Source organism: Bradyrhizobium sp. USDA 376, assembly GCF_054063675.1.
On the sequence record NZ_JBSSGN010000001.1, the window covers coordinates 6,034,241 to 6,057,225 of the forward strand.

24 protein-coding genes and 1 pseudogene are annotated in these 22,985 nt (G+C 64.9%); 13 read left to right on the forward strand and 12 right to left on the reverse strand.

The window, feature by feature from the left end; genetic code table 11:
• Window positions 1-443: 443 nt before the first annotated feature.
• Window positions 444-2,489, reverse strand: a complete 2,046-nt coding sequence (locus ACVJ19_RS27920) for an alkaline phosphatase family protein (RefSeq protein WP_453952412.1) — start codon at window positions 2,487-2,489, stop codon at window positions 444-446.
• Between the two features lie 27 nt (window positions 2,490-2,516).
• Between ACVJ19_RS27920 and ACVJ19_RS27925 the strand changes: the two genes are divergently transcribed.
• Window positions 2,517-2,702: a hypothetical protein gene (locus ACVJ19_RS27925; protein WP_453952413.1), complete on the forward strand. Its 186-nt coding sequence runs from the start codon at window positions 2,517-2,519 to the stop codon at window positions 2,700-2,702.
• Between the two features lie 201 nt (window positions 2,703-2,903).
• A complete protein-coding gene (locus ACVJ19_RS27930; RefSeq protein WP_453952415.1) occupies window positions 2,904-3,779 on the forward strand; it encodes an MBL fold metallo-hydrolase in 876 nt (291 codons plus the stop codon).
• A 197-nt stretch (window positions 3,780-3,976) separates the two neighbouring features.
• Here ACVJ19_RS27930 and ACVJ19_RS27935 read toward each other — a convergent pair whose 3' ends face one another.
• Window positions 3,977-4,225, reverse strand: coding sequence for a hypothetical protein (locus tag ACVJ19_RS27935; protein ID WP_211406749.1), 249 nt, complete (start codon window positions 4,223-4,225; stop codon window positions 3,977-3,979).
• Between the two features lie 316 nt (window positions 4,226-4,541).
• Between ACVJ19_RS27935 and ACVJ19_RS27940 the strand changes: the two genes are divergently transcribed.
• The gene (locus ACVJ19_RS27940; RefSeq protein ID WP_453952416.1) at window positions 4,542-4,940 is read left to right on the forward strand and encodes a cupin domain-containing protein; all 399 of its coding nucleotides are present in this window, start codon (window positions 4,542-4,544) and stop codon (window positions 4,938-4,940) included.
• A gap of 16 nt (window positions 4,941-4,956) precedes the next feature.
• Here ACVJ19_RS27940 and ACVJ19_RS27945 read toward each other — a convergent pair whose 3' ends face one another.
• Complete coding sequence (locus ACVJ19_RS27945; protein ID WP_453952417.1) at window positions 4,957-5,532, reverse strand: TetR/AcrR family transcriptional regulator; 576 nt, start codon at window positions 5,530-5,532, stop codon at window positions 4,957-4,959.
• 96 nt (window positions 5,533-5,628) lie between these two features.
• Between ACVJ19_RS27945 and ACVJ19_RS27950 the strand changes: the two genes are divergently transcribed.
• Window positions 5,629-6,000, forward strand: a complete 372-nt coding sequence (locus ACVJ19_RS27950) for a nuclear transport factor 2 family protein (protein ID WP_453952418.1) — start codon at window positions 5,629-5,631, stop codon at window positions 5,998-6,000.
• Window positions 6,001-6,045: 45 nt separating this feature from the next.
• Here ACVJ19_RS27950 and ACVJ19_RS27955 read toward each other — a convergent pair whose 3' ends face one another.
• Window positions 6,046-7,008, reverse strand: coding sequence for an alpha/beta hydrolase (locus ACVJ19_RS27955; protein WP_453952419.1), 963 nt, complete (start codon window positions 7,006-7,008; stop codon window positions 6,046-6,048).
• Between the two features lie 114 nt (window positions 7,009-7,122).
• Between ACVJ19_RS27955 and ACVJ19_RS27960 the strand changes: the two genes are divergently transcribed.
• Entirely contained in the window at window positions 7,123-7,800 is a 678-nt protein-coding gene (locus ACVJ19_RS27960) for a nitroreductase (RefSeq protein WP_453952420.1), read from the forward strand.
• 134 nt (window positions 7,801-7,934) lie between these two features.
• Window positions 7,935-8,138 (forward strand): hypothetical protein, encoded by a 204-nt coding sequence (locus ACVJ19_RS27965; protein ID WP_212337078.1) that lies wholly within the window; start codon window positions 7,935-7,937, stop codon window positions 8,136-8,138.
• A 28-nt stretch (window positions 8,139-8,166) separates the two neighbouring features.
• On the opposite strand, the gene ACVJ19_RS27970 is transcribed toward ACVJ19_RS27965, so the two are convergent.
• From ACVJ19_RS27970 to ACVJ19_RS27980, 3 genes are read right to left on the reverse strand one after another with little or no spacing between them, the layout of a single operon-like run.
• A complete protein-coding gene (locus ACVJ19_RS27970) occupies window positions 8,167-9,291 on the reverse strand; it encodes an HD-GYP domain-containing protein (protein WP_453952421.1) in 1,125 nt (374 codons plus the stop codon).
• A gap of 54 nt (window positions 9,292-9,345) precedes the next feature.
• Window positions 9,346-9,678, reverse strand: a complete 333-nt coding sequence (locus ACVJ19_RS27975) for a PilZ domain-containing protein (RefSeq protein WP_453952422.1) — start codon at window positions 9,676-9,678, stop codon at window positions 9,346-9,348.
• The gene (locus ACVJ19_RS27980; RefSeq protein WP_453952423.1) at window positions 9,675-10,805 is read right to left on the reverse strand and encodes a DUF2336 domain-containing protein; all 1,131 of its coding nucleotides are present in this window, start codon (window positions 10,803-10,805) and stop codon (window positions 9,675-9,677) included. The genes ACVJ19_RS27975 and ACVJ19_RS27980 overlap by 4 nt, the downstream gene beginning before the upstream one ends.
• 305 nt (window positions 10,806-11,110) lie before the next feature.
• Here ACVJ19_RS27980 and ACVJ19_RS27985 point away from each other — a divergent pair, with 305 nt between their 5' ends.
• Together ACVJ19_RS27985 and ACVJ19_RS27990 are read left to right on the forward strand one after the other, a co-directional pair.
• Window positions 11,111-12,055: a helix-turn-helix domain-containing protein gene (locus ACVJ19_RS27985; RefSeq protein ID WP_453952424.1), complete on the forward strand. Its 945-nt coding sequence runs from the start codon at window positions 11,111-11,113 to the stop codon at window positions 12,053-12,055.
• 152 nt (window positions 12,056-12,207) lie between these two features.
• The gene (locus tag ACVJ19_RS27990; protein ID WP_453952425.1) at window positions 12,208-12,798 is read left to right on the forward strand and encodes an NADPH-dependent FMN reductase; all 591 of its coding nucleotides are present in this window, start codon (window positions 12,208-12,210) and stop codon (window positions 12,796-12,798) included.
• A gap of 6 nt (window positions 12,799-12,804) precedes the next feature.
• Here the strand turns inward: ACVJ19_RS27990 and ACVJ19_RS27995 are convergent, their stop codons facing one another.
• Together ACVJ19_RS27995 and ACVJ19_RS28000 are read right to left on the reverse strand one after the other, a co-directional pair.
• Window positions 12,805-14,886, reverse strand: a complete 2,082-nt coding sequence (locus tag ACVJ19_RS27995; RefSeq protein ID WP_453952426.1) for a methyl-accepting chemotaxis protein — start codon at window positions 14,884-14,886, stop codon at window positions 12,805-12,807.
• A 135-nt stretch (window positions 14,887-15,021) separates the two neighbouring features.
• Window positions 15,022-15,462, reverse strand: a complete 441-nt coding sequence (locus ACVJ19_RS28000) for a DUF1810 domain-containing protein (protein WP_453952427.1) — start codon at window positions 15,460-15,462, stop codon at window positions 15,022-15,024.
• A 193-nt stretch (window positions 15,463-15,655) separates the two neighbouring features.
• Between ACVJ19_RS28000 and ACVJ19_RS28005 the strand changes: the two genes are divergently transcribed.
• The 3 genes from ACVJ19_RS28005 (at window position 15,656) to ACVJ19_RS28015 (ending at window position 17,519) form a co-directional block, all read left to right on the forward strand.
• A complete protein-coding gene (locus ACVJ19_RS28005) occupies window positions 15,656-16,606 on the forward strand; it encodes a DUF2778 domain-containing protein (protein ID WP_453955224.1) in 951 nt (316 codons plus the stop codon).
• Window positions 16,607-16,670: 64 nt separating this feature from the next.
• Window positions 16,671-16,928 (forward strand): hypothetical protein, encoded by a 258-nt coding sequence (locus tag ACVJ19_RS28010; protein WP_453952428.1) that lies wholly within the window; start codon window positions 16,671-16,673, stop codon window positions 16,926-16,928.
• An 87-nt stretch (window positions 16,929-17,015) separates the two neighbouring features.
• On the forward strand, window positions 17,016-17,519 hold the full coding sequence (locus ACVJ19_RS28015; RefSeq protein WP_453952429.1) for an SMI1/KNR4 family protein: 504 nt from the start codon (window positions 17,016-17,018) through the stop codon (window positions 17,517-17,519).
• A 194-nt stretch (window positions 17,520-17,713) separates the two neighbouring features.
• Here ACVJ19_RS28015 and ACVJ19_RS28020 read toward each other — a convergent pair whose 3' ends face one another.
• Entirely contained in the window at window positions 17,714-19,570 is a 1,857-nt protein-coding gene (locus ACVJ19_RS28020; protein WP_453952430.1) for a tannase/feruloyl esterase family alpha/beta hydrolase, read from the reverse strand.
• A gap of 454 nt (window positions 19,571-20,024) precedes the next feature.
• On the opposite strand from ACVJ19_RS28020, the gene ACVJ19_RS28025 reads away from it, so the two are divergent.
• Together ACVJ19_RS28025 and ACVJ19_RS28030 are read left to right on the forward strand one after the other, a co-directional pair.
• A complete protein-coding gene (locus tag ACVJ19_RS28025) occupies window positions 20,025-20,579 on the forward strand; it encodes a MarR family winged helix-turn-helix transcriptional regulator (protein WP_453952431.1) in 555 nt (184 codons plus the stop codon).
• A gap of 177 nt (window positions 20,580-20,756) precedes the next feature.
• On the forward strand, window positions 20,757-21,848 hold the full coding sequence (locus ACVJ19_RS28030) for a TRAP transporter substrate-binding protein (protein WP_453952432.1): 1,092 nt from the start codon (window positions 20,757-20,759) through the stop codon (window positions 21,846-21,848).
• Window positions 21,849-22,011: 163 nt separating this feature from the next.
• Here the strand turns inward: ACVJ19_RS28030 and ACVJ19_RS28035 are convergent.
• Window positions 22,012-22,112 (reverse strand): annotated as a pseudogene (locus ACVJ19_RS28035) (ABC transporter ATP-binding protein); the annotation flags it as partial.
• A 20-nt stretch (window positions 22,113-22,132) separates the two neighbouring features.
• A complete protein-coding gene (gene panB, locus ACVJ19_RS28040; RefSeq protein WP_453952433.1) occupies window positions 22,133-22,954 on the reverse strand; it encodes a 3-methyl-2-oxobutanoate hydroxymethyltransferase in 822 nt (273 codons plus the stop codon).
• Between the last annotated feature and the right edge of the window lie 31 nt (window positions 22,955-22,985).

The following is a 22,985-nucleotide window of genomic DNA, read 5'->3' on the forward strand; positions in this document are numbered from 1 at the left end:
CGGGCACCTCGTGCTCCAAACAAGGTCAACGCCCGCTTACGCGCGCGCCGACATCTAGCTGAACGAAGCGGCCCCCAAATCATAAACAGCGAACCTCCCTTCCGGTGAGCGCCATGTCAGACGAGGCACGGTTGTCGTGTCCGCGAACTTGGGAAACTCGCTCCCCGAAGCGGGTAGTGGGCCTGATCCTGACGGCCTTTTCAGCCCTATCTGCATAGAGCCACAATCGGTTTCAGCAGCTTGACCGCAAAGCGGAAGACCTGAGAGTCACCGCGTTGCGCAGCTCCATTTTACAGCCGAACTGGAAATGCGCTGTGAATTAAATCATACATAAACACGTAAATTCGTGCCACCGGCCCAGCGGTTGTATTCCGCCGATTTGCTCGTGGTCCACCGTGAGGATGGGCGCTGATCGGCGCCCATCCCGTGCGGCCGTCAATCGGTTACCGCAAAATCTCGCGCAGCACCTCGCCGTCGACCTGGCGCGGCCGGACGCCCAGCAGTTGCATGATGGTCGGTGCCACGTCGAGATTGCGCACACGGCGGATCGTCGTGTTGTGGCGGATCTGCGGGCCGGCGGCGATGAAGGTCGCGCTCATCACCGGCAGTTTTGGATCGTGGCCGTGGGCGCCGTAGAAGTTCGGCATCGACAGCGTGGTCGTTGCCGCGTTGAACGGCGCATCGCCGAGCCGGGCGACGCCGGGGTTCTGGATACCGTCGAAATTGTAGCCCGGGGCCATCAGCGCGAACACATCGCCGAAATCCTGGCCGATGGTCTTGCTGGTGCATTGCCCGATCCCGGCCTCGCATTGCAGCGGACGGGTCTCGACCACGGTGAAGAGTCGTCCGCCCTCGAGCGAGAAGTTGAATTTCGAATTCGGATCGACCGCGTTCTTCACGGCGTCGGTGATCTGCGTCACCAGCGCCGTGTAGGTCGCGGGATCGACGGTGCCGCCCTGTTCGCGCTGCTGCAGGTTGACGTAGATGTTGACCGCCGGACCCGAGGTGCGGATCGCCACCTTGCTGGTGTCGATACCGGCATTCTTCAGGATGTTGGTCATGCTGACCGAGGTGTGGAACGGTGCGAAGCCGTGGTCCGACACGACGATGATGTTGCTGTCCGGCCCCGCCGCCTCGGTGATCTGCTTCACCGCCTTGTCTGCGGTCTGATAGGCGAAGCGGATGTACGATTTGTAGCGGGCGACCTTGGCGGCGTCCTGGCCGGCGCCGATCGAGCTCGGGTCCTTCGGATTGGTGCCCTGGCGGGGATCGGTGAGCAGGAATTGATGCTCGGAGCCGTCAGGCTGCTCGATATAGATCATCACCAGGTCGGCGTCGGGATGGTTCTTGATCGCGCGCTCGCCGATATCGGCCTGGTAACGCACGAAGGTCTTGACCATGTCCTCGTACATCGCCTCGATCTCGATGTCGGGGAAGTCGGTGAAGCCCGGGCTGAGCCGCTCCGGAATGCGGAAGTCGGCCTGCGGGCGCCAGAACCCGATGCTGTTGTTGATGTCGTCGACGTCGGCCAGCACGGCCGCGTTGCGCGGGATGTAATTGGCGCCGTAGCGGGCAAAGCGCACCACCGACAGATCGGGCGCGAGCTGCGAGACGAAGTAGGCGGCGCCGACCCTGGCGCCGCTGCCCTCGAGGAAGAACGGCGCGTTCTCGCCACCGAGCTTCGCATAGGCGGGTCCAGTCGCCGGCGGCTTGAACGGCCCGGCCGTGATGCCGCGCGTGGCATCGAAGAACACGAGGGTGTCGTAGTTCACCTTGTTGTCGTTGGTGGTGTCGAGCGCCGCCACCCGGATCGCGTATTTGAGGTCCTGCGTGGCCGCGCTGGTGCAGGTCGCGGTCTGCACCGAGGCGCATGAGAACGTCTCGATCGGCGTGGGCGTTGCCAGCACCGGGCTGAACGAGAAGCGGCCGGCCGCCTGGAGCGCCGCGCCCACCGCCGGATCGGGCGCGAAGTTCGTCTGCGTGAGCGAAAAGCCCTGCGCGCCGAGCCCGCCGAACGCGCCGAACGGCACGGTGTAGTCGGTGACGCGGATCGGTTGGGCCGGCTGCACCACGGTGCCGTTGATCGAGATGTCGGCGCCGTCGCCGCCCGGCCACGTCGCGGTGACCACCTTCTTTCCCTGCTGGCGCAGTTGCACCCACAGCGGCGCCGCGGTCGGCTGCGGCGAAGGCCCAAGCGGGCTCTCGCGATAGCCGCCGATCGGCGCCGCGAAGCCGCTGAGGCTCGATGTGATCGGCCCGACGATGGCCTGGAAGGTGTTGGAGGGGATGTCGTTGTGGACGGCGGTCGAGCCGGTCGCGATCTCGATATGGGAGACGGCGGTGAGCGACGGCGATGCCGTGATGTTCTGCAACGCCACCGCGCCATGGCGGCTCAGCCGCGCCAGCCCGCCGTCGCGCGGCAGCACGCCTTCCTCGATGAACTGCTGGATGAAATCGGGCTTTGCGCCGTCGAGCGAGATGAGGATCACTGGCGATCTGCGGCCGTGGTGATGGCCATGGTCGCGATCGCGGAAGTTGTCGGAACCGCGGTCGCGGCCGTTGTCATCCTGATCTGCGTGCGCCGGCGCAGCGCCAGCCAGCGTTGCCGCGAGCGATATGGACGTTATCACGGAGAAGAGCTTCTTCACTTAGGTGCCCCATGCTTTTTGCTGCACAATCTGTGCGCGATCGATCTGGAATGAGGCAGAGATTATCGAGCGTGGCCGACGACGCGCGTGTGACGCCCAGGCGACGCATGTGCGTCGCTGTGTGAATGCTGTCGCAAGAGTCCAACTGACGCTCTGTCGCGCCAGCGATGGGAACTCGCCAGCGCAAGTACGCGCCCATGCATCTTGAACGCTACGAACTCGTTCGCTACGCTGAAGAAAATCAGGGGAGGGCGCGTGAAGCAGCTCAGGATCGGCGACATCACCATCGATGCGGTGATCGAGCGGGAGGGGCCCTGGCGGCGGCCGCAAGATTTTTTTCCGGCTTATGACGAGGGCGTGTTCAAGCGTCATCTGCCGACGATGGAGCCGGAGGTGTTCGATGCTGCGCGCGGCATGATGGTCATCACCTACCAGACCTTCGTCGTGCGCACGCCGCGCTATACCATCCTGGTCGATACCTGCACAGGCGAGGACAAGGGCCATCCGCCGCCGTTCGATTTTCCCGGCAAGGAGCGCTGGCGCAACGAGCTGTTCGCGCTCGGCATCGGCTTCGAGCAGATCGATTATGTGTTCTGCACGCATCTGCACATCGACCACACCGGCTGGAATACGACCTTGCGCGACGGCCGCTGGGTGCCGACGTTCCCGAACGCCAAATATGTCTTTCACAAGGGTGAATACGCGGCCTGGGAGGCCGAGAACGCCAAAGGCAACAACCCGCCCGGCACCGTGTTTCACGACAATTGCCTGCCGATCGTCGAGGCCGGGCAGGCGCTGCTGGTGGATGACGACTACGCACTGGATGACACCGTCACGCTGACGCCGACGCCGGGGCATTCGCCCTGCCATTGCTGCGTGAACATCTTCTCGAAAGGCCAGCGCGCCGTGGTCGCTGGCGATCTCATGCATCACCAGATCCAGTGCCGTGAGCCGGACTGGTCGGCGAGGCCGGATTGGGATCCGAAGCAATCAGCGGTGTCGCGGCGAAAGTTTTTTGCTTCCGTTGCGGATACGGACACGCTAATCCTGCCGATCCATTTTCCCGCGCCGACGGTAGGGTGGATCAGGCCGCTGGATGGGGCGTTCGACTATCGGTTCAGGCGGGAGTGATGGCCTTCACCTCGCCCCGCTTGCGGGGCCGCGACGAGCTTCGCTCGCGCTGAGAGGTCGAATTTGCGCGAAGCGCAAATTCGGGTGAGGGGGACTCTCCGCGAGTTCAACTGCCACCGTCCCCGCGGAGACTCCCCCTCACCCCAACCCTCTCCCCGCAAGCGGGGCGAGGGGGCTTACCTTCATCGCGGCGCGCTTTACGCGCTGACTTCGCACTTCTTCATAAAGCTGTTCTTGGCGGCGCCGGCGAGCGGCTTGCCGTCGGCGCTGACGGCCTTGGGCGCGCAGGCGTCGGCCTTGCACTTCTTCAGGAACGAGGTCTTGGCGGCGCCGGCCAGCGGCTTGCCGTCCTTGCCGACCGCCTTGCTCTCGCAGGTGTCCTCTGCGAAGGCCGAGCCCGCTGCAAAGGTGGCAACGATCGCAGCCAGGAAAATCCGCTTCATCATGGGTGTCTCCTAAACCAGAAATGGCGCTGAGGATTGGAGCCGGGAATCGTGGCGCAATCAAGCAGGATCGGGCTGTGCCGGGTCGTGGTGTGCGGATATTTTCCGGCGCGCGCTGAATGCATCACGCCTTTACGCGTGCGCGGCCTGGGGGCTGCTTTTGGATTCGCGCCACGTGCTTGCTGCACTGCGCGCAGACCACGCGGCGCGGACCTGCTAGGCTGATCCCGTTGCAGCAGGAACGGAGCGTTGCCATGGACGCCGTGACGAGCCCGCAGACCGCCGACCAGCACTCCCCCATCTGGTTCAACCTGAGGCCATGGAATGGCAGAAGACGCGCTTTCCCGGCTGCGAGGCCAAGACCTTGCTGTTCGATCGCGGCACCGGCCTGATGACGGCCCTGATGCGCTTCGCGCCGGGATCGGTGCTGCCCGACCACGAGCATGTCGGCATCGAACAGAGCTACGTGATCGAAGGCGCGCTTGTCGACAAGGAAGGGCCCGCCAAGGGCATCGCCTGCAAGGCCGGCGAATTCATCTGGCGCGAGGCCGGCAGCCGGCACGCCGCCTGGTGCCCGGACGGCGCGCTGATCCTTGCGATCTTCCAGGTGCCCAACAAGTTCTTCGAGGCCGACGGCCGCGTGGTCGACGCCTCCGGCCAGGACTGGGACGAGGCCTGGGGGCACACGGCGGCGCAGCGGGCGCGGAGCGCTGGATAAGCCCGTTCGGCTTGGCTCAGACGCTGCCGCCGATGCTTCTGACGAGCATCGTGACCTGAACGGCAATCAGCCGCCGCATCTCCTTGCCGCTCCGGGCGGTTTCGCGCAGTCCCCGCATGCCGAACACGAGGCATCGCGCCAGCACTTCCGGCTCGTCCGCTCGCTCGTCCGTTCTCTTGGCGGACCGCGCCTGATCGCGGATGAGGTCGGCAACCAGCGACTGGAAATTGTCGTAGACCTGGCGGACCGCAGGGAAGCGGAGGTCGAAGAGATCGGCCGAATCCGGATGCGCCTCAATCAGATCGAAGCCATGGGATCCCCAGGATTTGCAGGCGTGGAGCAGCTTGGCGTGAAGGCCATCGAGACGAGCGATCGCGGCCTGAATCTCGCGGTGCTTCTGCTCGTCCATGGCCCGGATCACCGCCGCGAACACGGCATCCTTGTCGGGAAAGAGCAAATAGAGCGCCGGCCGCGATATCCCGGCCGCAGCGGCGATGTCGCCCATCGTCGTGCGGGCATAGCCGTAGCGCGAGAACACCTCCGTCGCGGCGGCGACGGCAAGCTGCTCTTTGGACATATGGGATTCAGCCATGATCCTCACTATCGTTCACTCGTCGCATCTTGACAAAAAATCGATAATTGTCAATTTGTCAGAAGCTGGCCACAATGCCTTGGAGGGTCCTGCGATATGAACGACGACGCGCGGCTGAAGACCTGGAATACCTATCAGGCGGCATGGGGACCGATCGACGAGAGCGAGCGGCGCCGGCTGCTCGAACAGAGCGTTGCGGTGGATTGCGTCTACACCGATCCCGGCTCGCAGGTTGCGGGACGGGAGGCGTTGATGGCCCGCATCGGGCAAACGCAGCTGAAATTTCCGGGTGCCTATTTCAGGAACGACAGCTTCCTCGAACACCACGAGCAGGGGCTTTTCCGCTGGACGATGTACGACGGCGCCGGCCGCGTCTTCGTCAAAGGCGAGAGCTTCGGCCGATTCGGCGAAGATGGCCGCCTGGTTCAGGCGACCGGTTTCTTCGAAATCCCCGCGGCCGCTTCCTGATCGTGCGCCGGCCGGGTTGAGGATCGATACTGTCTCCAGATGGTCTCAGACGCCGCGCGCGAGCAGCGCCTTGAAGTCGGTCCGCGCGCGCTGCGCCTCGGCGCGCGCGACGTCCGAGGCGTCGCCCATGCCGAAATAGCCATGGATCAGGCCGGGGCCTTCGTGATGCTTGACGCGCACGCCGGCGGCCTCCAGCGCCCGCGCATAGGCGGCGCCCTCATCGCGCAGGGGATCGAACCAGGCGGTGGTCACGATCGCGGGCGCGAGGCCTTTGAGCGATGCGGCGCGCAGCGGCGAGACGCGCCAGTCGGCCGCGTCGGCGGGATCGGCGAGATAGTGGCCGCAGAACCATTCCATCGTGGCGCGCGTCAGGAAGTAGCCTTCGGCATTCTCGGCGCGTGAGGGAAAGCGCGCGTTCTCGCCCGCATCGGCGTAAGCGCCGACGACGTCGGTCACGGGATAGACCAGCAATTGCGCGGCGAGCCTGATGCCGGCATCGCGGCAGGCGATCGCGGTGGTGGCCGCGAGATTGCCGCCAGCGCTGTCGCCGGAAACGCCGAAGCGATTTGCGTCGCCGCCAAATTCCGCGACGCGGCCAAACACGTCGCGCACCGCGGCAAAGGCATCCTCGAAAGCGCCAGGAAAGCGCGTCTCCGGCGGACGGCGGTAGTCGACGGAGACGACGACCGCGCCGGTCTCGATCGCGAGATTGCGCGCCTGCCGATCATGGGTCTCGAGATCGCCCGCGACCCAGCCGCCGCCATGGAAGAACACCACGGTTGGAGCGGGCGTGGTGCCGACCCGGTAGACGCGCGCATCGAGCGGGCCGGCGCCGCCGTTTACCTTGATATCCTGCACACGATCGACGGGCGGCGGCGGAATGGCTGCGCGCGAGGCAGCCAGTGCGCGCAAGGAATCACGGGCGCTCTGTGGCGTCATGACCGCGGGATCGCGCATCGGCATGAGCGGAATGATCTGGGCGATGACGGGATCGAGCGGCGCGGCCATGGGAGTCCTCACAGGGTTCTTGGTCTTGCTTGCGGGTTAGCATAGATTTTGCGCGCCGCATCGGCAACCAGCCGGATGTTGCGATGCTGCGGGGATGAGCGGGGAGGTTAAGGGGTGGAATTCGAGACGCTGGTCCAGTCGCGCCGCAGCGTGCGCGGTTTCAAGCAGCAGCCGGTGCCGCGTTCGGTGATCGAGGCGATCATCGAAAGCGCCAAGCGCGCGCCGTCGTCGATGAACACCCAGCCCTGGCATGTTCACGTGCTCACGGGTCCTCCGCTGGAAGAGGTGCGCCGCCGCAACATGGAGGAGATGGTTGGCGGCGCCAAGGTCAAGCGCGACATCGTCAGCCATGGCGAATATCAGGGCGTGCATCGCACGCGGCAGGTCGACATCGCCAAGAAGCTGTTCGGTGCGATGGGGATTGCGCGCGACGACAAGCCGATGCGCCAGGACTGGGTGCTGCGCGGTTTCCGCCAGTTCGACGCGCCGGTCTCGCTGGTGCTGACCTATGACCGCGTGCTCGATCCCGGCGCGGTCTGCCATTTTGATCTCGGCGCGCTCTGCTACGGCATCGTGCTCGCAGCCTGGGACCGCGGCCTCGGCTCGGTCATCAACGGGCAGGGCATCATGCGCTCCGACATCGTGCGCGAGGTCGCTGATATCCCGGAGGACGAGGTCATCATGACCTGCGTCGCGATGGGTTATCCCGACGACGGCTTTGCCGCGAACGAGGTTCGCTCGGACCGCGAACACAACGACGAGTTCGTGCGTTACGTGGGTTTTGCCGATTAGCACGACAAAGAGGAGATTGTTCTCCGGCGAAAATTTTTTTGGTGCGGAGTCGTCAGCAAGCTCTTGCAATCTCGAACGTGCGGGAGGAACAATATCCGGACTGAAAGGTTTGTTGCTGGCGCGAGGGAATTGATATGCGGCGGCTGGCTAGCCTGGTGCGGCGATTGTTCGGCCCGCGAGTGCGGCGTCCAATCGATGATGATCCCAATCTTCCTTTCACATCCGACGAGTTCGGGCGGCTGATCCGGAGCGGCAAACGCGAGGACATGAAGCTGCTGGCCGAAGGTCTGGCCTGCAACTCGATTCCCCGCCGCGCCAAATACCGGGCGACGCACTAGGGCAGGTGTTCGAGGGGAAGGGCCGCGTTTACCGCGTGAGGGCGACCTGCTTGAACGAGGCGACCAGCGCGTTCTCCAGCTTGCCATTCATCCCGCAGAGAATGTTGTAGGCCTCTGCGCGCGGCATCGTCGGTTTGTAGTGGCGGTGCTCGATGAGTGCCGCGAAGATGTCCGAGATGGTGAGAATTCGCACGATATCGCCGATGCTTTCGGCGCACAGCCCGTCCGGATAGCCGCTGCCGTCGAGATATTCGTGATGATGCAGCACGGCATCGAGGATCTCGGGCGAAATTCCCTCGTGGTCCTTCAAAAACCCATAGCCCGCCGCCGGGTGCGTTTCGATCAGAGCGCGCTCTTCGGCATCGAGACGACCCGGCTTGTCGAGAATGGCGAGCGGGATCTGGGCCTTGCCGATGTCGTGAAACATCGCGGCCGAGTAGAGACGCTCCAGATCGGCTTTGCCCACGCCGAGGCAAAGACCGAAGTCGATGGTGACGCCGGTCACCAGCAGGCAGTGCTGATAGGTTCCCTCGTGGTGGCGGCGTACCGTCGTCAACCACTCGGACAGGCCATGCTCGATAATGCGATCGGCAATCCGGCGCCCGGCTTCCCTGGTGCCGTCGACGTCGAGCGGCTGGCCAAGGGTAACGGACGTGAACATCGAGGCGATGGCAGTCGCTGCGGTCTCGACCGCGTCGACCTGCTGCGCCTCGCCGCCCGGTGAGGCGGTCATCGGGGCGGCATGATCGGACAGGGCCGCCAGCAATTTGATCCGGTTGATCGTGCCGGGAAGCACGAGCGTGGCCCCGAGCGCATAGGCTTGCGAAATGCCGACGTGAGAAGTGTGCTCGAGCAGGAAGACGCGTTTCCTGGCCTTTGCCAGCTTGCCGGCGCGCTTCTTGATGGCCGTGATGTTGTCGACGTCGCGCAACTCCGCGCGGACGACGATCGCGTAAGGCACCTGCGCGAGCTTGGCATCGGCGTCAAGGCGTTCGCCCGCGACAGTGAACTTCTCTTCAAGGATCGAGCGGATGCCGGATAGCTTGCCGGACGTGTCGGCCAGCACCTGGACGAGTGGGCGCGCCGTCTCTGCCGCCCGGACACCGCCGTCGCTATTGACGGCGGTTTTTGAGATGGTTCGCGCGCTCTTCACGGTCTGACCTGGAGTTACGACACCGGACTTCAATGCGTGGAACGGAGTTTCGGATCATCTGGTTTGGGACGAGCCCGGCGCGGTGGCTGCCGATGCGCTTGCAGTTCTCTTCTTGCCGTCTGCAGTGATGAAGTGAACGCCGGCCGTGGTGCCGTCGATCCACACCAGCTCGCAGCGCCGATAGGCGAGCCCCGTCGACGACAGCACCATGAAGAATTCCTTCGCCTGCAGCACGTCGAGCGTACCCTCGACCTCGACTTTCGCGCCGGTCTGCGACACGTCGAGCAGAACGCAGCTGCGCCGCCAGGTGCCGTCCGAGCCCATCAGATTGACGGGCTGCCGGTGATCCATTTTCACGCGAGACGCCTTTCGACCGTCGAACCTCATCGGCTAACCCCCACTTTTGCGCTGCGATGTCCCGGATCGCTTGAGCCTGCCCCTGCTGCGATTTCTCCCCAGCGCACCGTCCATTGGCTGGTCGACAAGAGCAGTGTTTCAAAGATGAGCTGCGCGCGTTTGCGCTGTGCGAAAGAGAGTCGAACGCCGCTGCGGTTGCTGAGGATCGCGAGCGTGGTCGCCCAGTTCAGCCGCGAGGCACGGCAGGCCATGACCAGGCCCTCGCAATTCTCGTCGGTCATGACGTGCTCGATGATCTCGATCGGAGCCCCCGAGAGCACCGACAGCGCGGTGACCAGATTTGCAGTCTCTCCGCGGATCGCAAAGCGGTTCACGGTGGAGTCGTTGAGCTTGCCGACCCGGGCGAGGGCGACGATCTCCGGCCTTGCGTTCGCATAGGCCGCCCGACAGGGTAGAGCGGGTGTTGTCGGACCGGATGCCGCATCGTGCATCGGCGGCACGGCGGAAGCGTCGGGCTTGGCCGGCGGTGTCTTGTCGGGTAGCGTCTTGCCGGCGGGAGCGGACAACAACTTCCTGACGATGAGGTCGGGGGTATCAGGCCTGAGCGCCAGCGCCTTGATGATTTCGTCATCCTGCCCGGCCCCGGCGATCAGTGCGGCATAGGCCGCATCGGAGAATTTCGTCCCCGGGTTCTTGATCAGCGCGGGATAAATCGGCCGGCCACCGTGCCTGATCAGCGCCTCGGTCACATCAGGCGGGATGCTGTTGCGGGCGCAGATCGCGCGTTGCTGCCGCTCGCCGCGCGAGCTCGCAATCGCAACGAGATCGGGCGCGGAAAGTGCCTGCGATTCGAGCAGGAGCGGACAAGCGACGTCCGGATCGTCGTGCAAGGCCAGCCGCAGCAGTGTCCCCGGCGGCGCCACGTTCAGTCCAGCGAGCGCCTTGCTGAGCCGCATCAGTGCGTTAACCGCGACCCGTTCCGTCAGGCGTAGCAGGACACCATCGACCACACCGACCAGCATTTGCTGGGGGTGATCGCGGTTCGTGGTAAGCAGGTGGGTGATGCCTTCGAGAATGCGCGTGCAACGCTCCGGCGGGCAAGTTGCGACCGCGTCTTCCAATTCAACAAGACTATCGGCAGGCAAATTTGCCATCATGGCAGGAGCCTGAATTTGAAATAGTTTTGACGATTTAACGACCATCATTGCGCCTGACAGACGTTAATTTGGATTTGAGATTTTGAACGCCGAGGTATAAAATAATCGACGTTGCAACCTGAAACGCTATCGAAATTCGGCAGGACGAGTTGCCGCAGCTTGTTCCTTCAACGGAACGCTCGCCAATTGATGCGGGCGGGGTAGGGTAATTCTTTCGGTCTAACGGGGGCACCGAAGGGGGGAGTTCAGATCGGCGCTATTGCCGGACGCGCGTCGTTTCAGGGCGCGGCTTTTTTTCATTAGCCATGAGCAACAATGATGATGATGCGCCGGGATTGGCGCCAAAGATATTTCGTTTCTCCGATGTCGACGAGTTTCGCAGTTCGATACGCGGGTTGAACATCGAGTTTACGCCGTTCGTGCGACGGATCGCGACCGAGCAGGTGATCCTGCGCCTGCCGGGCTGCGACGTGAACGTGACGCGGACGTTTCCGCGCGTGGTGGACGCGCAGCTGGTTGCCGACTGTACGGCGGTCGGTTTCGCGATGGACGATCTCGAAGTTCCCATTCGCTTCAATGGCGCGCAGCGCGACCGCGCGGTCGTGGTCATCGGCAGCAGCGGCGCGGCCTACAACACCATCGAGGAAGTGCAGAGGCAGATCGGCTCGATCGTGTTTCACCCCGAGGTGAAGGATCGTGGCTGGCCCGAGACGCAGTCCAGCTTCAAGATCTTCGAGACCAGCATGTCGGCGCTGCTCCGGCTGCGGAAGGTGGTCCGCGAGGTAGTGGCGGCCGCGTCCGAGCCGATCGATCCCGCTGAGGTTCCGTTGCAGGGGATGGCGATGAAGGAGTCCCTGTTCGGTGCGGTCGACACCGTGTTCGCCAACCTCATCGCCGCGCGATGGACAGTGCGGCCGAACGACGGGCGGCAGTTCAAGATGTTCCAGGACATTCGCGCGCTGCTGTCCGAGGATCTCTCGCAGCCGATCTACAGCGAGGAGATCGCACGCAAGCTCGGCCTGTCCGTCCGCACACTGCATGACGTCGTCCGTCGCTATCGCGGCATGAGCCTGCACCGCTATTTGCGCCTGCGCCGGCTCTGGCTGGTGCGCCGGCGGCTGCTCGCCGGCGCCGACAGCGTCAAGGCCGTGGCATTGGCGTTCGGCTTCTGGCACCTCAGCGATTTCTCCAGAAGCTACCGCGATCAATTCGGCGAGACGCCGTCGCAAACGCTGGACCGCGGCCGATAAAGCATGATCCGGAAAAGTGCGAAGCGGTTTTCCGAAAAGATCATGCGCAAACAACAACCTAAAGCGCGATAATGATTCATCCAAATCTCGTCGCGCTTTAGCGCGACAAATCAATCGGGCGCGCCGCCTGCTTTCGTGCTAGCTTGCCGGCCATGAGCAATCGCATCCTCGTTTTGTACGGTTCCTACCGTTCCGATCGCATGGGCATCCGCCTTGCGAATTTCGTCATCAATCGCCTGCGCAGCCGCGGCGAGGAGGTCGAGTTCATCGACGCCAAGGCCATCGGCCTGCCGATGCTCGATCGCATGTACAAGGAATATCCCAAGGGCGCAGCGCCCGAAGCGCTGGAGAAGCTGGCCGGGCAGATCCGCGACGCCGACGGCTTCGTCTTCGTCACTGGCGAATACAATTGGGGCATTCAGCCCGGATTGAAAAATCTGACCGACCACTTCCTCGAAGAATGGTTCTGGCGCCCGGCCGCGATCGTGAGCTATTCCGCGGGCCGCTTCTCGGGCGCGCGCGCGGCGACCGCCTGGCACGGCACGCTGTCGGAGATGGGCATGGTGGTGGTGTCGAGCACGATCGGCGTCGGCCCGATCGCGCAGACGTTGTCGGCAGAGGGCGAGCCGATCGGAGAGGGCGGCAAGGCGCTGGAGCGTGCGTTCCCGCGCTTTGCGGATGATCTCACCTGGTGGATCGAGGCGGCGAAGGCGCAGCGGGCGCGCAAGGCGCCGCCGTATTGAGTCGTCTTACGCGGTCCTGACCTCGCCGAGGAAGCGGTCGAACTGACCGGCGAGATCGCGCGACTGGGTCGAGAGCTGCTCGGCTGCGCCCAGCACTTCCCTGGCGGCAGCTCCAGTGTCGTCGGCGGCGCGCTGCACGCCTGATATGTTGGTGTTGACCTCCTGGGTGCCGCGGGCGGCTTCCTGGACGCTGCGGGCGATCTCCTTGGTGGCCGAGCCCTGTTCTTCGATCGCAGCCGCAATCGCGGTGCCGATCTGGTCGATCTCGGCGATGACGTCGGCGACGTTGCGGATCGCGGCCACCGTTTCGTCGCTCGCGGTCTGGATCGCGGTAATCTGCTCGGAGATCTCGGTCGTGGCCTTGGCGGTCTGGCCCGCCAGCGACTTCACTTCGGAGGCGACCACGGCAAAGCCGCGGCCGGCGTCGCCGGCGCGGGCGGCCTCGATGGTCGCGTTCAGCGCCAGCAAATTGGTCTGCTCGGCGATGCTCTGGATCAGCGTGACGACGTCGCCGATCTTCTGGGCGCCCTCGGCGAGCGTGCGCGCGGTGTCGCCGGTGCGGCGGGCATTGTCGACGGCGCGGGCGGCGATCTCGGTGCTTTGCGCGACCTGACGGCCGATCTCGGCGATCGAGGAGGTCAGCTCCTCGGTGGCGCTGGCGACCGTTTGCACGTTGGTCGAGGTCTGCTCGGAGGCAGCGGCGACCACCGCGGCCTGGCTGTTGGTCTGGGCTGCCGTCGAGGTCATCGATTGGGCCGTGCTCTCCATCGTGGAGGACGCCCGGGACAGGCCGCCGACGAGCTCGGTGACCTTGGCCTCGAATGTGCGCGTGAGCTCGTCGAGCGCGTGCGCGCGGCGCATCTTGCCGTCGTTCTCGGCCTGCTTCTCGGCTGCGAGCCGCTCGGCCCGGATCATGTTGTCCTTGAAGACCTGGACGGCCGCGGCCATCGCCCCGATCTCGTCGGAGCGCTCGGCGCCCGGAATCTCTTCCGCAACCTCGCCGTCGGCCAGCCGCGACATCCGCGTCGTCAGATTGACGATTGGCGCACAGACGCGGCGGCGAACCGTCACGACGAGGCCGATGCTGGCGACCAGCACGGCGGCAAGGCCGAGCAGCGCGATGATGAAGCTGGTGCGCGCGGCCGACGAGGCGCCGGCGAGGACCTGCTCGGCGTTGTCGTAGAAGGCGTCACGGACCTCGATGATGGTGCTGAGGCCACGCTGCGTGGCGGCGTAATAGGTGTCCATGTCGTGTTCGTACTTGCCGCTGACCGCGCCGTCCTTGACCAGCTTGAGCTCGCGGCCGAACTCCTCGACATAGATCGCGTTGAACTTCTCCAGCGCAGCGGCGACGTTCGCCGGGGTTGCCGGATTGCCGCGCAATTCCAGCAGCGACATCACGATCTGGTCGTTGCGGCCTTGCGAGCGGCTGATGTCCGCCTTCTCGGCGTCGGTCGCCGGCTTCTTGCCGCCGACGAGGTTCTTGTGCAGGCTGGAGTTGAAGCCGCCGACGTCGCGCAGCGTCATCGCGATGTTGGCGTAGCTGGCCTGCCGGTAGGCGTCGCCGTTGAGGATTGCCATGCGGCGGACCTGCTCGTTCAGCAGCGCGGTCACGCCGCCGTTGAGCAATGCATTGTCGGCGACGATCTTCTTGGCGGCGTCCTTGCGCGCCTCCGCCGGTCCGGCCAGCGCCTTGTCGATCGCCTCGCGCAGCGCGGTGAACTTGGCATTGATGCCGTCGATGTTGCTGCCGATGGTGGTGCCGTCGTCGAACGGGCCGGGCAGTTCCTTGCGCAGCGCATTCATCTTGTCGCGGGCCCCGTCGGTCTGCTTGCGCAGCTTGTCCTGCTCAGTGAGCAGTGCGGGGTCGATGGTTGCAGGCCCGTAGAGGATGTTGGTGGAAAAGCCGCGTTCGGGATTGAGGTAGCGCGGGATGTCGCTGACGGCTCGGACGATCGCGAGCCGCCCCTGCGCCTCGGTGATGCGCTCCATCGTCTGGTATTTCGTCACGGCGACGTAGACCGCGAGGCCGCCGCCCACGGTCGAGAGCGAGACGATGGCGGCGGTCAGGAGCGTACCGATTTTCATGGGCAGTCCGGCAATTGGCGCGGGAGGAGAATTATTTTGCCCGAACAATAGGCAGCCGGCGTTAATCCGCGGTTTACGCTGACGGCCGGCATGCCCCGCCTACGTGCGTCCAATCGTCCGGACGCGGAGGTCGCGTTAGCGCGACGCCTGATCGAGCTTCGCGAGGATCTCCAGCGTCGCGCCGTCGCGCTCGCCTGCGAAATAGCGGGCGAGCGCCTGATCGAAGACGGGCTCGTCGGACACCGCGCCGAACAGCGTCATCGACGAACGGAACTTGGCGTCGTCGGGCGCGCCGAGGATCGCGTTGATGCTGCGCCCTTCGACGGCGAGCACGAGTCGCGTGCACGCGGTCAGGCGCGGGCCGAGGACGGGGTGGGCGAGGTAGGCCACGGCCTCCGCGCGCGAGCCGATGGCGTAGCGCTGCGACATGGCGCTGAAGCCGAGGCCGGCGATCTGCGGGAACACGAACCACATCCAGTGGCTCTGCTTCCGGCCCCGGGCCAGCTCGCCCTGGACGTCGCGAAAAACCGGGTTTTGGGCCTGGACGAAGCGTTCTAGGTCGAAAGGATTGGTCATTGGATACCCCCGGGGGTGCCTAACCGGCCGCGATTATGCCTAACTTTTGGCTCCCAATGTGGTAGCTGGTATAGAGTCTCTCCGGGTGGGGGTTGGGTCCCCCGGGGGTCGATTTGGGGATCTGATGGTTTCCGACGCAGCGCACGCCGAGAGGCTGTTGTCGCGCCGCCGTATTGGGCGAGCCGAGACGATACTGCTGTCTTTTGCTGCCATCGCTCTGGCGCTGGGCGCTGCCGCATGGGTCGCCGACCTCGGCGATTCGACTCCGCTGGTCACCGCCGCCCTGCCGCCGGCCAATACCCCTTCGTTCGAGGACCGTTTCGCGTCGGCGTCTGGAAACCCGCCCGCCCGCGAATTCGGCCTGCGGACGCTGGAGCGCTCCGCCGTGAACGCGGTCCAGCTCAAGCTCCGCGACGCCAAGGCGATGCTCGCCCAGAAGCTTCAGGGCGACGAATGGCGCTCGACCCTGACCGATGACGACCGGACCGCCGTCGAGGAGCCGCGACCGGCGCAGCATGCCGATGCCGTCCCGATGCCCCGCTCGCGCCCGGTCCAGGCGGACTTCTCGGCCCAGATCGCCTCGAGCCAGGCCTATGCCGAGACCAATCCCAGGGTCGACAACCGCAACTTCTTCGAGAAATTCACCGACAAGATCAAGCTGGCCTCGCTGACCCCCGGCGACGGCCTGCTCGGCAAGGCGCCGGACCTCGCCGCGCTCGGCTATGATTCGCGCACGGCGGTCTACGACATCTCGGCCAAGGCGCTGTACCTGCCGAGCGGCGTCGCGCTGGAAGCGCATTCGGGCATGGGCGCGCTGATGGACGACCCCCAGCATGTCGACCAGCGTATGGTCGGTGCGACCCCGCCGGCGACCTACGATCTGAAGCCGCGCGAAAAGCTGTTCCACGGCGTCCGCGCGCTGCGCATGACGCCGACCGATGGGACCAGCGCACTTGGCCGCGTCGGCCTGCTCACCCACAACTACATGCTCGGGCCGCGCGGCGATTCCAACGGCTGCGTCTCGATCAAGGACTATGATCGATTCCTGAAAGCCTGGGACAATGGCGAGTTCAACCGCCTGGTCGTGGTGCCGAGCCTGAGCGGATCGGCGACCGCCTCGCAGCGCGCCAGCACCGCCTCCTGATATTCGCCGGACGGCGGGGCTGCCGTTTCCCCTTCGTTAAGCCGTCATCGTCCAGAAGCAGCCCATGAGTGATCCAGCAAGTTCCGAAACCCCGCTGCGCACGACGTTCAAGATCAAGCTGAACGGCGACACGCTGGCGATTGCGACCGTCGGGCAGGCCTATCAATTCCTGACCAATTTCAAATCGGTCGAGTGGATGGAATTCCGTTCGCTGCACGAGGACGCCATCGCAGCCCTCGAAGGTGCGGCCGGCAATGCCATGCTGGCGGTGCAGGCGACCAACGCCGTCCGTGCGCTGTTCGTGTCCGCGAAGCTGCTCTGAGCAGGCGTTCCTCCTCTCCAATGCTCGAACCCGTTCCCTGGGGGCTGCGACCAAGCTTGGCGCGTTTCGCGCCAGGGAAAGGATCGCATGGATATTTCGGAATTCATTGCAGGCGTCGATCGCGCCGGCACGAAGCAACCGACGCCTGCAGCGCTCGAGGCGTTCGAGAAATCGATCGGCTGCCGCCTGCCGGATGAGTATCGCCAATTCCTGCTGGCCTGCGCCGGCGGTTATTTCCAGGGCTCTGCCGAATTCAACTGGCCGGAAGGGCATTGGGCCGGAGCGGTTCAGGAGGTGCTGGGATTGCGGCGCGACGAATGTTCGCTGGTCCAAACGCGGCAGACGCCGCAATGGCCGACAATCGACGAACTCCTGTGGATCATGAGCGACTGCGGCGGCAACCCGATCTGCATGACGATCGACAAGACGCATTTCGGCAAGATCTGGTTCATCGATCACGAGGTCGCCAACTACGACGAGGGCTGGACGCTCACGGAGGCGATGTCGGACCAATGGGGCTACGTACTGCCGCTTGCGCCGACGTTCGGTGACTTCATGGCCGGCCTGTACGAGGAGGCCGAGGCCGCGTGAGGTGAGGGCGCCCGCGATGACGAAGCAAGGTGCATCGTCGTTGCTCATTTCCGTGTCCCGGACAAGCCGCACCGCGAGAGCGGTGCGGCGCAGAGCCGGGACCCAGAGGCTTCACGTCCGGTCGGTGCGTGGGCCCCGGCTCAGCAGCGCATCGTCGAAGGGACGTTGCGCTGCGTCCGGGGCACGAGAGAAGCTCAGTGCCTGTTGTCGCCGCGCCCGTCGTCGTCATCGTGGAAGTCGTGGTCGCCGCCCGGCCGGAAGCCGGGGTCGATGCAGGCGAAACTGCCGGCGTCGTTGGTCAGGCCGCTGCCCTTGTAGGACGCGATCTTCGGATAGACGCAGAGCGGCCGCGTGCCGCTGGCCGGGAAGTTCTGGGCAATGCGCGGATCGAACAGCCCGCCGGTCGGATAGGGCGACGTCGCGTTGGTGTTCGCCGCGATGATGCGGTCTGGCGCTGTGCCTTTCTCGACCCAGTCGGTGATGGCCTTGAGCTGGTTCCCGGCGAAGCTCGCCGTGGCCGCGCCGCCGCCACAATGGGCCATGTTCGGCACCATGAACAGCCGCGCGAAGTCGCTCGCGCGCCGGCCCATCTGCCGGTCCATGTTGCGATACCAGCGGGCGATCGCAGCGCCGGAGAAGATGCCGTCATTGACGGAGGAGGAGATGATCAGCTTGCCGCCGCGAGCCCTGAACGGCCGCAGGTCGGTCGAGGTCGCGGCCATGAAGTCCATGCTGCTTTCGGGATAGGCCGCCGTCTTGGTGAAGATCTTCGGCGCGTCGGTGTCGAAGTTGAATTTGAACACGAAGGCTTCCTGGCCGTTCGGCCCGTTGACGGGCGTGACGACCGGCGGGGTCTGGAAGATCATCGGGATCGCGCCCGCGCCGAGCGTCAGGTTGATCGCGGTGTTGACGTTCGGCACCGGCGCGGTGACGACGTTCCAGAGCTGCCAGCCTGCGCCCGGCGCGGTGGGCGGCGTCCAGATGCCGGCATCCCAGAACCAGTTCGAATAGAGCCGTTGTCCTTTGGAGTTGACCGGTCCGGCATAGATCTTCTTGAGCGCGTCCACTTGCGCGGGGGTGAGGCAGGTGCCGCCATGTGGCGTGCTGCCGTGCGAGCCGGTGCCGCAGGTATAGCTGGCGAGCGCCGGATACACCTTCTTCGCCGTGCAGGCGTGATAGTTGTCGATGATGCCGTCGACCAATCCGTCGAGCGCGTCGCAGGCGCTCAGGATCGCGGCCGAGGCGACCTGAAGATCCTGCGCGGGAAACGTGTCCGGAATGAACGGCTGTCCGTTGACGTCCTTGCTGGTTGAAAGCGTGCCGAGCAACTGCTCGTTCCAGGCCTCGGCAAGTCCTGCCTGCGGCAGGTTGAAGCCGGGATTCTGCGAGATGACGCCGTCGAACAGCCAGGGGAAGCGCTGCGAGGCCATCATGGCGTCGCGTCCGCCGTTCGAGCAGCCCATGATGTAGGAATAGACGGTGTCGAGGCCGTAGAAATAGGAGATGATCTGCTTGGAGATCGTCGCGGTCTTCTCGATGCCGTTGTAGCCGTAATCCCTGCGCGCTTGCGCGTCGATCGCGAAATGCGCGGAGCCGCCGGCATTGGGATCGTCGTCCTGATGTCCGCCGACGACATTGTTGGCGTTGTCCTCGTGGCCGCCGTCGTTGGCAGCGACCGCCCAGCCCTGGCCGAGCTCGACGCCGGCGGCGCCTTGCGGATCGGCATTGAGGCTGCCGTCGGTGCCGCCGCCGCCCATCATCTCGAAACGGCCGTGCCAGGTGTTGGGCAGGTTGAGCGCGAAGCCGATGCCGTAGGTGAAATGATTGGGATCCTGCGTCGAGACGCGCTTGTTGATGATGCCGATCACGGTGCAGTAGCCCGATTTCTGGGTCGCGCTCAGGATCTGCGTGTTCGGCAGCGTGAGGCCGGTGAGGGCGGTGCAGGACGCGCGCGGCGCAACGCCGCTCGGCGGGAATCCGTGCGCAATGGCCTGCGTGCCGAGAGCGGCACAGCCGGCCATGATCGTCGATGCGAGAAATAGGCGTTTCATCTCAGTCCCTCCCAGTTTCATCAATGATGGTCGAACGGATGCGCCCGATGAGGGCGCGTTCGTTCAGTCGGTGTCGTTGACGATGTCGTTGCAAAGCAGAGGTGACGCGGCGCCATTTGCACGCAACGCGCAGAGGCGTGCTGCGCGAGTCGATCGCACCGCGATGCGTAAGCGCACGCAGCTCGGCGCCCATCTCTGATGGAAGCACGGACGTCATCCCCCTTGGTCCCGCTCGTGTCACGGCGGGCTTTTTCGATCCTAGGGCGGCCGATGTTGCCGTGTCAACATGACGCGGCGCGCGAGTGCGCAGCGCAACCTGTCGTAGAAGCTGTGCTCGCAAAGCTCGCGATCCCGCCCGGCTTCTCGATCCGGCCCGCCTGCGATAGACTCTCGTGTCGAATCCCGGATCGCCGGCGCGGATGCCGCTACGCCGGCCAGTGAAAGATCATCGTCGATGGAGCCGGAGAAGGCAGGCGTCAGGAAGCGATCGTCCAAGGGCGCGCAACGCCGGGCGCCTGCCGCAAAGCCGCAGCGGTTCGCGCCTCGAACTGCGGCGGCCGCAAAGCCCGCCCGGCCCAAGCTGCTCGCCTCCGACGATCTGTCCCGTTCGCTCGGCTATCGCATCCGCCGCGCCCAGCTCTGGGTCTTCAAGGACGTCAGCCGGCGGCTCGCCGCCTTCGAGATCAGCGCGGCGCAGTTCTCCGTCCTGTCGGTGATCGAGGCCAATCCGGGCGTCAATCAGCTCGCCATTGCGCAATCGCTGTCGATCGAGCGGGCCGGGCTCGGGCGCCTCGTGGATCATCTGGAGCGACGGGGTCTGGTGCAGCGGTCGGCCTCCGCGATCAACCGCCGCTATTACGTGCTGTACCTGACACAGGCCGGCGCCACACTGCTGGGCCGCTTGCGCCCGGCGATTGCCGAGAGCGAGAAGACGCTCGCGGCCAAGATCGGACCGCGCGCGTTCAAGGAATTGCAGCGGGCGCTATCGGTCTTTCTCCAGGACGCCTGAGGCTTGCGGCAAGCCCTTGGTTCGGTGCGCCGTTTGGCGGCCGATGGCTGCGGCGCCATGCGTTCTCGCAGCTTGAACTCTGCGCCAGGAACAGGCAAACGGTCCGCCAAGGCCGTGGCCAAAGCCGGTTCACAAGGCCACCCATTTCGAGCCTGACTTCAAGGGAGAGACCCGATCATGAAACGCCGTACATTCCTCAAGGGCGGCGCAGTCGCCGGCGCGACGACGCTGGTTGCAGCACCTGCGATCGCGCAGAGCGCGCCGGAGATCAAATGGCGCCTGACCTCGAGCTTCCCGAAATCGCTCGACACCATCTACGGCACGGCGCAGACCTTCGCGAAATATGTTGCCGAGGCCACCGACAACAAATTCCAGATCCAGACCTTTGCGGCCGGTGAGCTCGTCCCGGGTCTTCAGGCGCTCGATGCGGTCAGCGTCGCCTCGGTCGAGATGGCGCAGACGCCGCTCTATTTCTACATCGGCAAGGAGCCGGCGCTGGCTTACGCCACCGGTGCGCCGTTCGGCATGAACCATCGCCACCAGGAGTCCTGGTGGTATTTCGGCGGCGGCGCCGACCTCACCAACGAGGCGCTGAAGCCGTTCAAGGCGCACGCCATCCTGTGCGGCAATTCCGGCACGCAGATGGGCGGCTGGTTCCGCAAGGAGATCAAGACCGTCGACGATCTCAAGGGTCTCAAATTCCGCATCGCCGGCATGGGCGGCCATGTGCTGGCGCGGCTCGGCATCGTGCCGCAGCAGCTTGCGGGCGGCGACGTCTACTCGGCGCTGGAGAAGGGCTCGATCGACGCTGCCGAATTCGTCGGTCCCTATGACGACGAGAAGCTCGGCTTCCAGAAGGTCGCGAAATACTACTACTTCCCCGGCTGGTGGGAAGGCGGCGCCATGCTGCACATGATCGTCAATGACGAGAAATGGGCGAGCCTGCCGAAGCACTATCAGGCGATCGTCAACCAGGCCGCGTCGGCCGCGGGCGCCTGGATGCTCGAGAAGTACGACAGCGTGAACCCCGCCGCGCTGAAGCGGCTGATCGCCAACGGCGCCGAGCTGAAGGCCTTCCCGCAGCCAGTGCTGGAGGCCTGCTACAACGCGACCCAGGAGCATCTGAACGAGCTCGCCGGCAAGAGCGACCTGTTCAAGCGAACCAAGGACAGCCACGACGCCTATATGAAGGAGCTCTTGTTCTATACGCAGATTGCGGAGAATTTTTACGACAACTATCTGCTGAGCAAGATGCGCAACAAGACCTGAGCGCGCAGCGATCGTAGGGTGGGCAAAGGCGCGCTTGCGCCGTGCCCACCTTTCCTTGCATCACGTGCAAAGGTGGGCAGGCTTCGCTTTGCCCTCCCTACGGGACTGATCGTGTGGCGTATTATGCCGCTCCCAGTCCCAGCTTCGCATAGATCCGCCTTCCCTAGGCGCCGAACGCGTCGGTCGTCTTTATCGGCAGGTCGCGCGGGAAGGGCAGGTCGATCGGGAATCGGCCATCTTTGCCGGTCCCGCCGTCAGTACGGCCTGGCTTTGGCCGCGCATCGTCAGCTTTTCTTCATCCCGTAGACGTGGTCCGGCCCCGGAAAGGCCCGCGATCGCACGTCGGTTGCGTACCCCTCGATGGCCGCTTCGATCGCCGGACCAAGATTGCCGTAACGCCGGACGAATTTCGGGGGTCGCGGCGACAGCCCCAGCATGTCCTCGAGCACGAGCACCTGGCCGTCGCAGGCCGCGCTCGCGCCGATGCCGATGGTGGGAATGGCGATCGTCTCCGTAATCTTGCGCGCCAGTGGTTCAGCCACGGCCTCGATGACGACCGAGAATGCCCCGGCATCGGCGACCGCTTTCGCGTCATCCTCGATCGGCCCCCAATCCGTTTCGCTGCGCCCCTGGGCGCGGAACGAGCCGAGCGTGTTGATGGATTGCGGCGTCAGACCAATGTGGCCCATCACCGGGATGCCGCGCCCGGACAGGAATGCGATCGTCTCCGCCATGCGGGCGCCGCCTTCGAGCTTCACCGCGCCGCATTGCGTTTCCTTCATGATCCGTACCGCGGAGTTGAACGCCTGCTCCCTGGATGCTTCATACGAGCCGAACGGCATGTCGACGACGACCAGCGCCTGCTTCGAGCCGCGCATCACCGCGGCGCCCTGAAGGATCATCATGTCGAGCGTGACAGGCACCGTCGTCTCGAATCCGTGCATGACGTTGCCAAGGGAATCGCCGACCAGAATGACGTCGCAATGCCGATCCACCAGTGCGGCCGTATGCGCGTGATAGGACGTCAGCATCACGATCGGTTCGCCCTGCTTGCGTGCACGGATGTCCGGCGCGGTCTTGCGCCTAATGGCGGACTGAACTGACATGCTCGGGCTCCATATCCGGGGACGCGGATCG